Here is a 14,523-nt window from a genome sequence, read left to right as displayed (position 1 = left end):
ACACCACCAGTGTGCGGCGCGTCGCAATCGCGAGTTGTATCGGCACGACTATCGAGTTCTACGACTTCTTCATCTACGGAACCGCTGCGGCACTTGTCTTTCCGACGGTGTTCTTCCCCGCGCTCGGTGCCACTGCGGGAACTGTCGCATCGTTTGCGACTTTCGCAGTCGCATTCATCGCCCGGCCCGTCGGCGCAATGTTGTTCGGACACTTCGGTGATCGCATCGGTCGCAAGAAGACGCTGATCTCGACGCTCCTGCTCATGGGTATCTCGACGCTCCTGATCGGCTTGCTGCCGGGTGCTGCAACCATCGGTGTCGCGGCCCCGATCATCTTGGTGCTCTTGCGATTCGGCCAAGGTTTCGCGGTCGGTGGTGAGTGGGCAGGCGCAACCTTGCTCACCGCAGAATACGCTCCACCGGGCAAACGTGGTCTGTATGCGATGTTCCCGCAGCTCGGCCCTGCAATCGCATTCGTTCTCTCGAGCAGTACCTTCCTCATCACCGGCGCAGTTCTCGGCGACACCAACCAGGCTTTCCTCGATTACGGCTGGCGTATCCCGTTCCTGTTCTCCATCGTGTTGGTCGGCATCGGCCTCTACATGCGACTCGCTATCGAGGAGACTCCCGTCTTCAAGGCGGAGCAGGCAGAGCGCGTCGCGGAGCAGAAGAACGAAGCACCTCGCACCCTCCCGTTCCTGGATGCTTGGCGGTTCCAGACCAAGGAGATCCTCCTCTCGGCAGGCGCCCTGGCTTGCCTGTTCGCGTTCTTCTACATGGGCACGGCTTTCCTGACGAGCTACGGAACAAAGACCCTCGGCTTCTCCCGTCCGTTCGTCCTGTCTGTCGGTATCGCTTCCGCGGTTGTCTTCGGTGCGGCGATCGTCGTTTCCGCTCTGTACTCGGACCGCATCGGGCGCCGCAAGGTCATCATGATCTCGTGTGGTCTGGCCGTCGTCTGGGCGCTGGTGCTGTTCCCGCTCCTCGACACGGGATCGCCGATCGCGTTCATCATCGGAATGTTCGGCACGCTCATGATCTTCGGAATCGCCTACGGCCCCTGCGGTGCGCTGCTTCCGGAAATGTTCCAGACCCGCTACCGCTACACCGGTGCCGGCCTCGGCTACAACCTCGCCGGAGTGCTCGGTGGGGCAGTGCCGCCGCTGATCGCCGCACCGCTGGCCTCGGCCTACGGGAGTATGGCCATCGGAGTCATGTTGGCGATCCTGGGTGTGTTGAGCCTGATCTGCACCTGGGCACTCGTCGAGACCAAGGACCACGCGCTGTAACCACTGTGCGCCTTTATTAACCGCCGGCGGTTAATAAAGGCGCACAGCAGGCGGGTGGGGTGTCCGGACTCTGAACAGTTACGGCCACCCCGCACCGGGAAGTATGTCGTGCATCACACCGAATCGAGTAAATTCGTAGATGAGAGGGTCCGCTGCGGCGGCCCCTCTCATAGGTGCCTGAACAGGTAACCGGAGAGGACAGAACACATGAGTACGCCGCTGCCCAGCTATACGTCCGGAGTATGGGACGGTCCGATGCTGGGCGACACCATCGGAGACAACCTCGATCGCACGGTTGCCGCACACGGCGACCGCGATGCGTTGATCGACCACGCCAGCGGTCGACGATGGACGTACCGGGAGTTCGCCGAGCAGGTGAACGGGCTCGCTGCCGGACTACTTTCCCGTGGTGTGGGGAAGGGCGATCGGGTAGGAATCTGGGCTCCCAACTGTCCGGAATGGACGTTCACGCAATACGCGACGGCAAAGATCGGCGCGATCCTGGTCAACATCAATCCGGCGTACCGCTCGCACGAGTTGCAGTACGTACTCGAGCAGGCCGGGATCTCGACGCTGGTGTCTGCGGCCAGCTTCAAGACCTCGGACTACGCGTCGATGATCGAGACGGTGCGGCCGCAGTGCCCGGATCTGACGTCGGTGCTCCTGCTCGGTTCACCCGAGTGGGACGCGGTGCTTGCAGACGGCTTGGCGGCGCAGGCAAGCGATCCGGCTCCGCTCGCCGCAGCCCAGGCCGCGTTGTCGGCCGACGACGCGATCAACATCCAATACACCTCGGGTACTACCGGTTTCCCGAAGGGCGCGACGCTCAGTCACCACAACATCCTCAACAACGGCTATTTCGTCGGCGAGTTGTGCCACTACAGCGAGGTCGATCGGGTGTGCATCCCGGTGCCGTTCTACCACTGCTTCGGCATGGTGATGGGCAACCTTGCGTGCACCAGTCATGGTGCTGCCATGGTCATTCCGGGTCCGGCTTTCGATCCGCGTGCTTCGCTCGAAGCCGTTCAGGCCGAAAAGTGCACGTCCCTCTACGGCGTTCCGACGATGTTCATCGCGGAGTTGGCGTTGCCGGACTTCGACAGCTTCGATCTGTCGTCCCTTCGCACCGGCATCATGGCGGGCTCGCCCTGCCCGGTCGAGGTGATGAAGCAGGTCATCGATCGCATGGGCATGTCGGAGGTGTCCATCTGCTACGGCATGACGGAGACCTCGCCGGTGTCGTTGCAGACCCGCTCGGACGATTCGATCGAGCAGCGCACCGAAACGGTCGGACGGGTAGGGCCGCATCTCGAGATCAAGATCGTTGATCCGGCAACCGGATTGACGGTGCCCCGTGGCGAGCCGGGTGAACTGTGCACGCGTGGTTACTCGGTCATGCTCGGATACTGGGAGAACCCGGAGAAGACCGCCGAGGCGATCGACGCTGCCCGGTGGATGCACACCGGAGACATCGGAGTCATGGACGAGGCCGGATACGTCGCCATCACGGGACGCATCAAGGACATGGTCATCCGCGGTGGCGAGAACGTCTATCCGCGTGAGATCGAGGAGTTTCTCTACACCCACCCCGACATTCTCGATGCGCAGGTCATCGGTGTACCCGACGCAAAGTACGGCGAGGAATTGATGGTGTGGGTCCAGATGCGCGAAGGTGCAGACGATCTCGACGCCGATTCGGTCCGCGCGTTCTGCACCGGCAAGCTCGCGCACTACAAGATTCCGCGGTACGTCCATGTCGTCGACGAGTTCCCGATGACAGTTACGGGCAAGGTCCGCAAGATCGCGATGCGAGAACAGGCGATCGAATTGATCGGTCAGGCCTGAGAGTATGTCCGCGAACCCAGGGGAGCGTGAGCCGGTACGCCCCGAGATCGCGCTCTCCTGGAAGCGTTCTCGACTCAGTGGCCTCGACCCGTCGTCGGCCATCGCCGTGGACACCGAGGAGCAGGACGGTGAGTCTCGTCTGCTCCGGGCCGCCGCACCCGTGCTCGACGAAGTTTCGCAACAGATCGCGGGCACCGGTTTCTGCGTGCTGCTTGCTGATCGCGAATGCCGCGTGGTCGCTTCGGTGTACTCCGACAGTCGCGTCGAGCGAACGATCGAGCGGTTGGGTGTCGTCAACGGTTCACGCTTCGGTGAAGAGCACGCCGGCACCAACGCGCTCGGTACGCCCCTCGAGGTCGGACGAAGCGTGGTGATCCACGGTGACGAGCATTTCCTCGACAGCCTCAAGGGTTTGAGCTGCTACGGACAGCCGATCCTGCATCCCGTCACACGTCGTGTCGAAGGCATTCTCGACATGACCGGCGTTGTCTCGCAGGCCAACCCACTGTTCGCGCCCTTCCTTGCGCGTGCTGCAGCGGACATCGAGAAACGGCTGCTCGAAGGCTCGAAAGCATCGGAGCAGCGGCTGGTCGACGCATTCCAGCGAGTTTCACATCAGCGCCACATTGCCGTCGCGGCCATCGGCGACGACATCCTGCTGAGCAACCGAACCGCTTTGGATCTGCTCGACACCGCAGACCATGTATCGCTCCGTTCCTTGATTGCCGACCTGAATCCGGACCAATCACGATTGGTGACAGTCGAATTGGCGTCCGGCGCGCTGGCGCGAGTTCAAGCCGACCGGATTTCCGGGGCTGACGGTGGTGCGCTCTTCCTGGTCGAACCACTCCAACGGGAACGGGCACCGATCCGCAGAACGCACGAGCGGGCACCGTCTCCCGGCGAACGACTGCGGCGCGACCTGATGCGGGCGCGGGCAACCTCTGCCGCCGTGGCGATCTCGGGTGAAGCGGGATCCGGCCGAACCTCGGCAGCATCGGACGTAGTCGGCAGTGTCGATGCGAGTTGGCTCGATGCCACGCGAATCGCGTTCGACGGCCGTGAGCAGTGGGTCACCGATCTCGTGCGAGCATCCCGTAAGCGTTCGGGCGTGGTCGTGATCGAACAGGTACAACTCCTTCCTGACTCGGTGTTGCCGCTGGTCGCAGACCTGATCGACGCCAGCGCCGAGGGGCCGAAAATCGTACTGACCAGCGGAGCGGCAGTTGATCTTCCGCCGACCATCGCCGCGCTGCTCTCACGATGCGCCTCCCGGGTTGTCATCACCCCACTGCGCGAGCGACAGGCTGAGATCGCCGAGTTGGCACAAGTCATGTTGGAGGGGATCTCACCAGAACTGAGATTGACCGCCAGCGCTGCCGAAGCACTCGCGGCGGCCAACTGGCCGGGCAACCTGGCCGAATTGCGCGTCGTGTTGAATCGCGCCTCGGATGAACGCTCGAGCAATCGCATCGACGTCGCTGATCTGCCCGAGGACTATCGCACCACGACCAAGGTGTCGCGGTTGGCAGGGCGGGAGAAAGCCGAGCGCCAGGCGATCATCGGAGCGTTGAAAGACTGCGGCGGCAACAAGGTTCACGCGTCGGCGCAACTCGGAATCAGCCGAAGCACTCTCTACACACGGATGCGGGCGCTCGACATCACTGTGTAGTTTGCTGTCCGACTTCAGTTGTACAAAGTTCGGACAGTTAGCACCCCCGGAAGCGCGGAAGTATGGCGTGCATCACATTCGCACCTCACTACTTCAGGGGAGTTTCCGATGACGGCAGTAGCCGAACACACCATCAGTTCCGCGGTACAGGGTTTCCTGAACGGACCGAAGAAGCTCTACATCGGCGGCGAATTCGTCGACGCCGCTTCGGGTCAGACCTTCGCGACGTACAACCCGGCTGACGGACAGAAGCTCGCAGACGTGGCACACGGTCAGGCCGAAGACATCGACCGCGCGGTACGTGCCGCTCGAACGGCTTTCGAGGACGGCCCCTGGTCACGTATGAAGGCAAACGAGCGCGAGCGGATGATCTGGCGCGTCGGCGACATTCTCAGTGCTCGTGCCGAGGAATTCGGTCAGCTCGAAGCTCTCGACAACGGCAAGTCCGTTGCCATCGCCACCGCCGTCGACGTGGCTTGGGCCGCAGACGTTTTCCGCTACTACGCGGGTTGGGCCACCAAGATCGAAGGCAGCACCGTCAACGTGTCGATGCCCTTCTCTCCGGGCGGCGAGTTCCACGCCTACACCCTGCGTGAGGCGATCGGCGTCTGTGGACTGATCGTGCCGTGGAACTTCCCGCTGCTGATGTCGTCGTGGAAGCTCGCCCCCGCGCTCGCCGCCGGCAACACGGTGATCCTCAAGCCCGCCGAGCAGACCCCGCTCACCGCACTGCTTCTCGCGGAGGTCTTCGAAGAAGCCGGCTTCCCGCCCGGCGTCGTCAACATCGTTCCCGGCTTCGGCGATGCAGGTGCTGCTCTGTCCGGCCACGACGACGTGGACAAGGTTGCGTTCACCGGTTCCACCGAGGTGGGTAAGAAGATCGTCGACGCTGCCAAGGGCAATCTGAAGAAGGTTACGCTCGAGCTCGGTGGCAAGAGCCCCAATATCGTGTTCGCCGACGCCGATTTCGATTCCGCGGTGGAGGGTTCCCTCAACGCGTGGCTGTTCAACCACGGACAGTGCTGCGTTGCGGGTACTCGTCTGTACGTCGAGGACACCATCTTCGAGAAGTTCACCGAGGCCGTCGCGCACGCAGCGAGCCAGGTCAAGATCGGACCCGGCCTCGATCCCACCACCCAGCTCGGACCGCTGGTCTCGCAGGAGCAGTTCGACAAGGTGACCGGCTACCTGCGTGAGGGAATCGCCGACGGCGCACGTGCACTGACGGGCGGCAACCGCTGGGGCGATCAGGGCTACTTCGTCGAGCCGACCGTCTTCGTTGACGTCAAGCCCGAATTCTCCATCGTTCAGGAGGAGATCTTCGGACCCGTCGTGGCGGCGCTGCCGTTCAATGCGGACGACGGACCGATTACTGCCGCAAACGATTCCATCTACGGCTTGGCCGCCGGCATCTGGACCCGGGACATTTCCAAGGCTCACCGCACGGCGAAGCGCTTGAAGGCCGGTTCGGTGTGGATTAACCAGTACAACGGCTTCGACACTGCAATGCCCTTCGGTGGATACAAGCAGTCCGGCTGGGGCCGCGAGCTCGGCGCTTCGGCTATCGATCTCTACACCCAGACCAAGGCCGTCAACATCGCTCTCTGACCGACCCCATCGCTCATTCTCTCGTCCGACAATCAAGGAGATCACCAGTGAAGACCAAAGCTGCTGTACTGCTCGAGCCCGGAAAGCCTTTCGAGATCATGGAACTCGACCTCGACGGCCCGGGTGTGGGTGAGGTACTGATCAAGTACACCGCTGCCGGACTGTGCCATTCGGATCTGCACCTGACCGACGGTGATCTCCCGCCGCGTTACCCGATCGTCGGCGGACACGAAGGCTCGGGCATCATCGAAGAGGTCGGCCCAGGCGTCACGAAGGTCAAGCCGGGCGACCATGTCGTGTGTAGCTTCATCCCCAACTGCGGCACCTGTCGCTACTGCTCGACCGGTCGCCAGAACCTCTGCGACATGGGTGCCACCATCCTCGAAGGCTCGATGCCCGACGGTTCCTTCCGTTTCCACGGCAACGGAATGGATTTCGGCGGAATGTGCATGTTGGGAACGTTCTCCGAGCGCGCCACCATTTCTCAGCACTCGGTAGTCAAGATCGACGACTGGCTTCCCTTGGAGACAGCGGTGGTCGTCGGCTGCGGCGTGCCTTCGGGTTGGGGAACGGCAGTAAATGCCGGTAACCTTCGCGCCGGTGACACCGCGGTGATCTACGGCATCGGTGGTCTCGGCATCAACGCCGTCCAGGGCGCCGTTTCGGCCGGCTGCAAGTACGTCGTTGTGGTCGATCCGGTTGCTCTCAAGCGTGAGACCGCACTGAAGTTCGGTGCAACCCATGCCTTTGCAGACGCCGAGAGCGCTGCTGCCAAGGTCAACGAGCTGACGTGGGGACAGGGTGCCGACGCTGCGCTCATCCTTGTCGGCACCGTCGACGAGGACGTGGTCAGTGCAGCGACGGCAGTGATCGGCAAGGGTGGCACCGTGGTGATCACGGGACTCGCCGACCCCGCCAAGCTGACCGTTCACGTGTCGGGTACCGACCTGACGCTGAATCAGAAGACGATCAAGGGCACGTTGTTCGGGTCCATGAATCCGCAGTACGACATCGTGCGACTGCTGCGTCTCTACGATGCCGGTCAGCTCAAGCTCGACGAACTGATCACCAACACCTACAGCCTCGAAGACGTCAACAAGGGCTACCAGGATCTACGTGACGGCAAGAACATCCGTGGCGTGATCATTCACGACAAGTAACCCCAAGTGCTGTGCGCCTTTATTAACCGCCCGCGGTTAATAAAGGCGCACAGCACTATTTCTTGGCTTTCGACAAAATCTGCATCAACTGAAGTAGCGCCGAGAACTTCGCGAACACCGAGCGCGAGACCACCGGACCGAAAGCCGCGGTGTCGGTTGCGTCGAAGGCGTCGAGCAGATCCCGAAAGCTTTCGATCTGCTTGATCATCGCGTCCAGATCGACGTGCGTGACGGCGTCGGCTTCGCGCAGAGCGAGCAGGTACTGCGGCGCCGTCACCAAGGCGACCGCCGGGATCTTCCGCTCGAACAGTGGTTCGCCCTCACCGAAATGAATGACCGGTCCTGGCGCCACGATTCGGCGATCGCCCGCTCCAATGTCGCGCCACAGCGGTGCAACGATGTCGTGCACTTCCCGACTCGTCGCGTAGAGCAGTTCCGGTTCCGGAGTGGTCTCCAAGGCATAGCCGCCGGTCGAGTTGTCCTCGGTATCACCCAGTGCGCCGAGGTGCTCGATGGCGATCCCCGCTACGGCGCGCGCCTGACCGGCTTCGCCCTTCCACATCTCGGGGTGCGCTTCGAGCCAGGTGGACGTTGCCTGTCCGTGCTTGGACACCGCTGGAATACGAAGGTGGCCAGTCGTCAGGACAAAAACGTACGACCGTCGATGCGGCTGCGCCACGGCGTGCCGCGCCAACGCCAACATTCCCAGATGGCCGTTCTCCTCGACACCGTTGGTTCCGTCGCTGTGAGTGATGAGCAGAATCGTCTCTTCGGGTGAGGTTCCGGGGGACACCGCCCACACCGTGTCGGTCCGGGTGTCCGGATGGAGAGTCGCATCCAGTACCAGAGTCGCCAGCTGACCGGAGCGAGCTGCAGCGACAACCTTCGCGCCCTCGTCGCCGGCCACCCAGACGGCGGGGATGTCGTGATATGGCTGCGTGAACGGAAGATATTGTCCCAGTGCGTTGTCCGGAGCGATGTCACGCCACACCGCGATCACGCCGAGGACACCGGCCTTGCGGGCCTTGTCGAGCTTCGGGCCCAGAAGTGTTGCGGAGAGAACCGGATTTCGAAGTGTCTCGTCGGTGGCGATCGGGCCCCACTCGCTGACCAGTAGCTTGCGGGGGAGATCGATGTGCGGGACCTCGATCACTGCGATCGCGCCCTTGGCCGCCGACCACTTGGGGCGTCGCGCGCTGACGTAGACCAGGGGAGCGGAGATTCCCTGTGGCCCGGTCAATCCGGAGTAGGGGAATGCGGACGAAACTCTGATCGGTCCCGTCGGCAATTCGATGCGAAGTCCGTCAGGTGTCGCCGGCAGATCCCAGCGTTCGAAAGTGTGTGAATCACGCCGGACGTCGAGGCCCAGTTCGGTCAGTTCGTTCGCGACTTCTTCCACCACCTCGTGGTGTGCAGGAGAGCCCGTCAATCGTGGGCCCAGCGCGTCGAGTCGCTGTTGGCCGGCAAGGAGGAGATCGCGATCGACGGCCTGGCCGTGATTCATGGGATTGCCTTTCGTACTACGTGGCGTCTGCTCTGGCGAGGCGCCTGCCCGTGTCGTGTCCACGGTACCGAGCGGTCTGAAAACGGGACGAAGGCGCGTCGGATATGCCGTTTTCGCAGATATACCGGGTGCCAACAGGCCGATCGGTCCGTACCGTATGTCCCTGGCACCGAAAGACTCCGTGTCCTTCGGACAGACCAGTCCACGGCGAGAGAGGCCTACGTTGGCTACGTATCTTTACAGGTTGGGGAAGTTTGCTTTCCGCCACAAGTATCTTGTGGTGGCCGCGTGGATTATCGTGATCGCGGTGGTGGGGGGCGCAATCAGCGCCACAAATCCGACGTTCTCCAAAGAATTCAATCTTCCGGGCACTGATTCCCAACGTGCGACCGAGTTGATGAACGAGAACTTTGCAGCGGCAGCAGAGCAACAAACTCAGGCGTCGACCAGCATTCTCATCGCGGCAGACGACGGACTTGCCGCACACAGCGATCAGATCGACCAGTTGATCGCGCAGGCGAAGACGTTGCCGGATATCGTCGATCCCGAGAAGATCGTCAATCCGGTGACCCTCGCGGAGGCAAATCCGGCGGTGGCGTCGGCCGTTCTCGGCGACAACGGCAAGGTCGGGCTGATCCAGCTCAATCAGTCGATTCGCATCGAGGATCAGACACAGGCCAACAAGACGGCGTTCCTCGACTTGATGGCAAAATTCCGCACCGGTGGCCTGCAAGTCGAAGGCACCGGTTCGATGATGCAGGTACAGGCCGCAGGTGGTCTGTCGGAGATGCTCGGCTTCGCGGTGGCGTTCATCGTGATGATCGTGGCGTTCGGCGCGCTCATTGCGGCCTTTATTCCGCTGTTCACCGCAATTCTGGGAATTGCGCTGGCCACTCTGACTGTCACCCTCGGTTCGGGCTTCTTCGACATCAACGAAGGCGTCACGGGAATCGTCACGATGATCGGCATCGCAGTCTCGATCGACTACGCGTTGTTCATCGTTTCGCGTTACCGCAGTGAGCTCAATTTGGGCGGAACGAGGGAAGCCGCTGCCGGGCGCGCAGTGGGTACTGCCGGTTCGTCCGTCGTCTTCGCCGGCCTGACGGTTGTGGTCGCGCTGGCAGCCCTGGCGGTGGTCGGGGTTCCGATGATCACCCAGATGGGAATCTCTGCAGCGGTTGCCGTCATCATCGCCGTCCTCGGCGCAATCACGTTGATCCCGGCTGTCCTGGGTATCTTCGGCAGATTCGCGTTCTCGCCTCGTATCCCCGGGCTTCGCCACGGTGACGAGCCCGAGACGATGGAATCCAACGGACATCGCTGGGCCAAGATAGTCACCAAGTACCCGTGGCCGATCGCGGGTGCTGCGCTGGTGCTTCTGGTGATCGCGGCTATTCCGATGACGAAGCTCGAACTCGGACTCTCGTTCACTCAGGACGAAGAGCGGCCGGCACTTGCCCTGCTGCAACGCGGGTTCGGTGAAGGCGTCAATGGCGAATTGTTCGTCGTGCTCGACGCGCCTGACGGCACCGATATCACCGCGATTGCCGAAGGCACTGTCGCGCACATCAAGGGCCTCGACAACGTCGCAACTCCGGATCAGTTGATGTGGGTCGGAAACGGACCCGACGCGGCAAACCCGATGGCGGGCGCCAACTCTGCGCTCATCGCGGTCACCCCGCAGATGTCACCGAGCGGCCCCGAAACTCACGAGCTGATGAATCAGATCCGGGATTACGGATCGACGGTGAAATCGGAAGGCGCAGAACTCGGTGTAGCGGGGCAAACCGCGATCGTAGCCGACATGTCGTCGAAGCTCAGTTCCGCGCTCATCCCGTATCTCATCGTGGTTGTGGGGCTGGCGTTCATCATCATGATGGTCGTCTTCCGCTCGATCCTGGTGCCGCTGACCGCAACTCTCGGATTCCTGTTTTCCGTCTGTGCGACCTTCGGCGCCACGGTGGCCATCTTCCAGGAGGGCGACTTCGGGCTGATCGAGCACACACAACCCATCATCTCGTTCCTGCCGATCTTCATGATCGGTGTGGTCTTCGGGTTGGCGATGGACTATCAAGTGTTCCTCGTGACGCGAATGCGCGAGGAATACGTGCACGGATTGTCGGCCAAGGACGCCATCATCTCCGGCTACACCCATGGTGCTCGCGTGGTCGCGTCGGCGGCCATCATCATGATCTCCGTGTTCGGCGCATTCATGCTGTCCTCGGAGACGACAAGCAAGATGATGGGCTTCGGCCTCGCGGCTGCAGTCTTCTTCGACGCCTTCATCATCCGCATGATCGTGATCCCTGCGGTCATGTCGATTCTCGGTGATTCGGCATGGAAGTTGCCGGCGTGGCTCGACAAGATCCTGCCGAACGTCGACATCGAGGGTGAAGCGATTCGACGGATTCCGATCGAGCAGGATCCGGATTCCGATCCAGACCCGAATCAGGTGCCTGTGAGGGTGTAAGCACTCAGGCAGTCAGAACGGGGTGCCGGTTGCACAGCAACTGGCACCCCGTTCTTCTGTGTTCATACGGAGCCCGCGCGATAGGAAACCATCCGGTTGGTAACAGAAATTGCTGTGATCGCGACAGGAATTCCAGAGGCGACGCGCATCGGGGGCGAGCCGTGACGGTGACTGCGAGGGTACGTGTCGAAGGAGCAAACCGATTCGAAGCGGGCGGAGAAGTGGACCTTCGCGCTGACGGTCGTCTCCCTGATCGCCGGTGGGACAGTGGTTGCCGGGCTGGTGGATCGGTGGAGCAGTTCGCCGTCCGATGACATCTCGGTAGCTGCGACTTCGTCGATCAGCATAACGTCCACACCGGAAGAGATGGCGCCGGAGGACCTGCCTGAATTCTCGTACGTCACGCCGAGCGCGGTGTACCCGACCACGATTCCGGGTTGTGAAAGCGTCGAAGTGCCGGACGACGAACACGGAATCTCGATCTTCACATCGACAGGTGGCGACGACGCGTACGACGACCCACGTTTTCCGTGGTTTTCCGGCGCCAAAGCTGTATCGATGTCGGATGCGGTCGCCGATGCGATTCCGGACGGCGTCGAGATCAAGTTCGCCAGTCCGAGCCGATCACTCCAGTTCGGTCCGATCTCGGCACCGTCGACCTCGGACGAGTTGTCCGAGGGATGGACGATCGAGGATCTGGCGTCCACTGATGCGTCGGCGACAATACTTCGAGGCGAGGCCAGTGGTGGACTGTCGGTCTCGGTCAACAGCAGTAAGGCGCCGGTTCCTCCGTGCATTGCCGGTTCTCTCGTCGAACGTCGCTCACTCGCGGATGGTTCAGTTGTGGACGTGCAGGACTCGTGGAGTGAAATCAACGGACAACGCACTCTTTCTCGTTCGGCGTTCCTTTACGGTATCGATGGCACACGAGTTCACGCCTATCTCGATGACACTGCCGATCGAGTCGGCGCCGAGGTTCAGGCAAGCGGCGCGCTTCCACTGACCATCGACGAACTGGTTTCTCTGGTCAGCCTGCCGCAACTGCGAATCACGACGCCTGCTCCGCCGGGGGCTGCCCCGCTTGAGACTGATTGTGGCGGTTGGACGGACGAGTCATCAGGGAGGGAACTGGATCGAGGAATCGTCGAGGCGCTCGGTGAAGCGCTCCGATCGGGTTGGCGCGCAGCACCGCCAGAAGCGCCTGACCTCGGCAGCCGGCTGGGTGATCTGGTTCTGGCCGAATACGACGACACCACCACGTGCCAGGTTCTTGTTGCACGGTCGGGAAGCAACGAGTCGCGTCTGAGTATCTCGATCACCAGCGGACAACCGCTTCCCGCACCTCCGAACAAGTACGACCCTTCGTACGACGGACACCCGCTCTCGATGGAGACCACTGAAGATGGATCCGTAATCGAACGTGATGAGAGTCAGGGGGAGAAGGTCCACAGATCGGTAGTCGTTACCCGTCCCGGTGGGACGCGAGTAACGGTGAGCTCGTCGGCGGAGGCACCGAACGTGCCGATGACGTTCGAGCAGTTGGAGTTTCTCGCGATGACCGAAGGCCTGGAGATTCGATGACCACCAGATTCTCCCCGAAATCGCGCCTTCGGATCGCGGCCGCCGCAGCCGTAGTCACCGTCACTGCCGCCATCGCCACGGTGGTCACGTCGACGAGTTCCGAACCGACAGCGATCTCGTCGCCGCTATGGAGCGTCGAGGCCTCCGAGATTCTCGGGCGCGAGTTCGCGATATTTCGGAGCCCACTTGTTGGAACCGAATTCAACATGGACATGGGCGGATTCATCGACGCCGGATCACTCGTGGTCACGATGATCGGTATGCCGGATCGTCAGGCGTATTCGTTGGATGACGCAGAATTGGTCGGATTGGACGCCGAAGATGGCACAGTTCGTTGGCGCACGTCGGCGGTCGACATCGGTGGTTGCTCCGAGACTCTGCTCGGCAGTTCGGTGCTGTGTTTCTCCGGGCCGTACGTATCCGGTGGTTCGTACTCACTTTTCGATATCGAGACAGGAGAGCGTCGAGACATCAAGACGCCGTGGGCACCGATCATCGCGGTTGTCTCGGGTGACACGGTCCTCGCGCTCGAGGGTGATATCGAGAGCAACGACGTTCGCGTGCACAGCGGAACCGTCGACGATCCGGAAGCGAACTGGTCCAAAGCGTTCGACGTCGGTGGATCGTGGGAAGCCGGATACGTCGATCCGGTGATGTCGGTGCACGGCGATCTGGGCGTGATCACTCTCGACGAGTCTCTGGGATTCGATCTGAAGACGGGCGAACAGCGCTGGGTGCACGGTTACTCCACCTGCTCGACCGCGCACACATCGTCGGACGGCGTGACATTGGTGTCGGATGGCGGTTGCGAAGGCAACGGCCATCCGACAAGTGAGTACGCGCTCGATCAGAACGGGCGCGAGTTCGCCAGGACGGACGAACTGCCCTCGGAGTCCTCGTACTACGGCGGGCGATACAGCCGAGATAATCCCGCAGGAGGATCGACTCCGATCATTCTGGGACACAGCGGTTTCGACCGGAAGTCCGGCGAGATGCTGTGGACCAACAGTGAGATGTTCGGCTCCGCGCGGTCATTGGCGGTGATCGGCAACGTGGTCGCTGCGACCCGTTCCGGTCCCGAGCCCGAGGTCCAGTTCGTGGACCTCTTCACCGGGGAGGTCCTGTGGCGATCGAACGCTGAGCGCGCCGGGGAGATCGCCTGGCACGGCGATGTCGTTATCGACGAGGGAAAGGTCTACGGAACGGATGTCCTTACAGGCCAACGTAGTTGGGAGGTTCAGGTGGACCAGGACGGGGACGACGAGTTCACCCCCTGGGCGATGCCGCGGGAGCTGTGGGCGGGGGACAAGGTGCTGTTGCGCTCCAGTGAAGATAGGATCACAGCGTTGAAATCTTCGTGAGACCCGGTGTGGCGTGCACGTCCGTCGCAGCAC

9 protein-coding genes are annotated in these 14,523 nt (G+C 62.0%); 8 read left to right on the top strand and 1 reads right to left on the bottom strand.

The genetic code is table 11. The annotated features are described in order from the left end of the window. The first annotated feature begins 11 nt into the window (after window positions 1-11). The 5 genes from ABH939_RS30835 (at window position 12) to ABH939_RS30815 (ending at window position 7,574) form a co-directional block, all read left to right on the top strand. Window positions 12-1,289 (top strand): MFS transporter, encoded by a 1,278-nt coding sequence (locus tag ABH939_RS30835; protein WP_085998903.1) that lies wholly within the window; start codon window positions 12-14, stop codon window positions 1,287-1,289. A 207-nt stretch (window positions 1,290-1,496) separates the two neighbouring features. Beyond that, the gene (locus ABH939_RS30830; protein WP_003941942.1) at window positions 1,497-3,134 is read left to right on the top strand and encodes an AMP-binding protein; all 1,638 of its coding nucleotides are present in this window, start codon (window positions 1,497-1,499) and stop codon (window positions 3,132-3,134) included. Between the two features lie 4 nt (window positions 3,135-3,138). Beyond that, window positions 3,139-4,806: a sigma-54-dependent Fis family transcriptional regulator gene (locus ABH939_RS30825; RefSeq protein WP_058038111.1), complete on the top strand. Its 1,668-nt coding sequence runs from the start codon at window positions 3,139-3,141 to the stop codon at window positions 4,804-4,806. Window positions 4,807-4,914: 108 nt separating this feature from the next. Then, complete coding sequence (locus ABH939_RS30820) at window positions 4,915-6,414, top strand: aldehyde dehydrogenase family protein (protein ID WP_019744236.1); 1,500 nt, start codon at window positions 4,915-4,917, stop codon at window positions 6,412-6,414. Between the two features lie 47 nt (window positions 6,415-6,461). Beyond that, the gene (locus ABH939_RS30815) at window positions 6,462-7,574 is read left to right on the top strand and encodes an NDMA-dependent alcohol dehydrogenase (protein WP_003942086.1); all 1,113 of its coding nucleotides are present in this window, start codon (window positions 6,462-6,464) and stop codon (window positions 7,572-7,574) included. A 55-nt stretch (window positions 7,575-7,629) separates the two neighbouring features. On the opposite strand, the gene ABH939_RS30810 is transcribed toward ABH939_RS30815, so the two are convergent. Further along, window positions 7,630-9,078, bottom strand: coding sequence for a hypothetical protein (locus tag ABH939_RS30810; RefSeq protein WP_058227514.1), 1,449 nt, complete (start codon window positions 9,076-9,078; stop codon window positions 7,630-7,632). Between the two features lie 223 nt (window positions 9,079-9,301). Here ABH939_RS30810 and ABH939_RS30805 point away from each other — a divergent pair, with 223 nt between their 5' ends. The 3 genes from ABH939_RS30805 (at window position 9,302) to ABH939_RS30795 (ending at window position 14,490) form a co-directional block, all read left to right on the top strand. Next, window positions 9,302-11,548: an MMPL family transporter gene (locus tag ABH939_RS30805; protein ID WP_047268953.1), complete on the top strand. Its 2,247-nt coding sequence runs from the start codon at window positions 9,302-9,304 to the stop codon at window positions 11,546-11,548. Between the two features lie 183 nt (window positions 11,549-11,731). Next, entirely contained in the window at window positions 11,732-13,129 is a 1,398-nt protein-coding gene (locus ABH939_RS30800) for a hypothetical protein (RefSeq protein WP_404650632.1), read from the top strand. Next, entirely contained in the window at window positions 13,126-14,490 is a 1,365-nt protein-coding gene (locus ABH939_RS30795) for a PQQ-binding-like beta-propeller repeat protein (RefSeq protein WP_333824173.1), read from the top strand. Before ABH939_RS30800 ends, ABH939_RS30795 begins: the two co-directional genes overlap by 4 nt. Window positions 14,491-14,523: the final 33 nt, after the last annotated feature.

It is taken from the genome of Rhodococcus sp. 27YEA6, from assembly GCF_044908235.1.
In the GTDB taxonomy this organism is placed as follows: Bacteria; Actinomycetota; Actinomycetes; order Mycobacteriales; family Mycobacteriaceae; genus Rhodococcus_F; species Rhodococcus_F qingshengii.
This window is presented reverse-complemented; position numbering and strand designations above follow the sequence as displayed.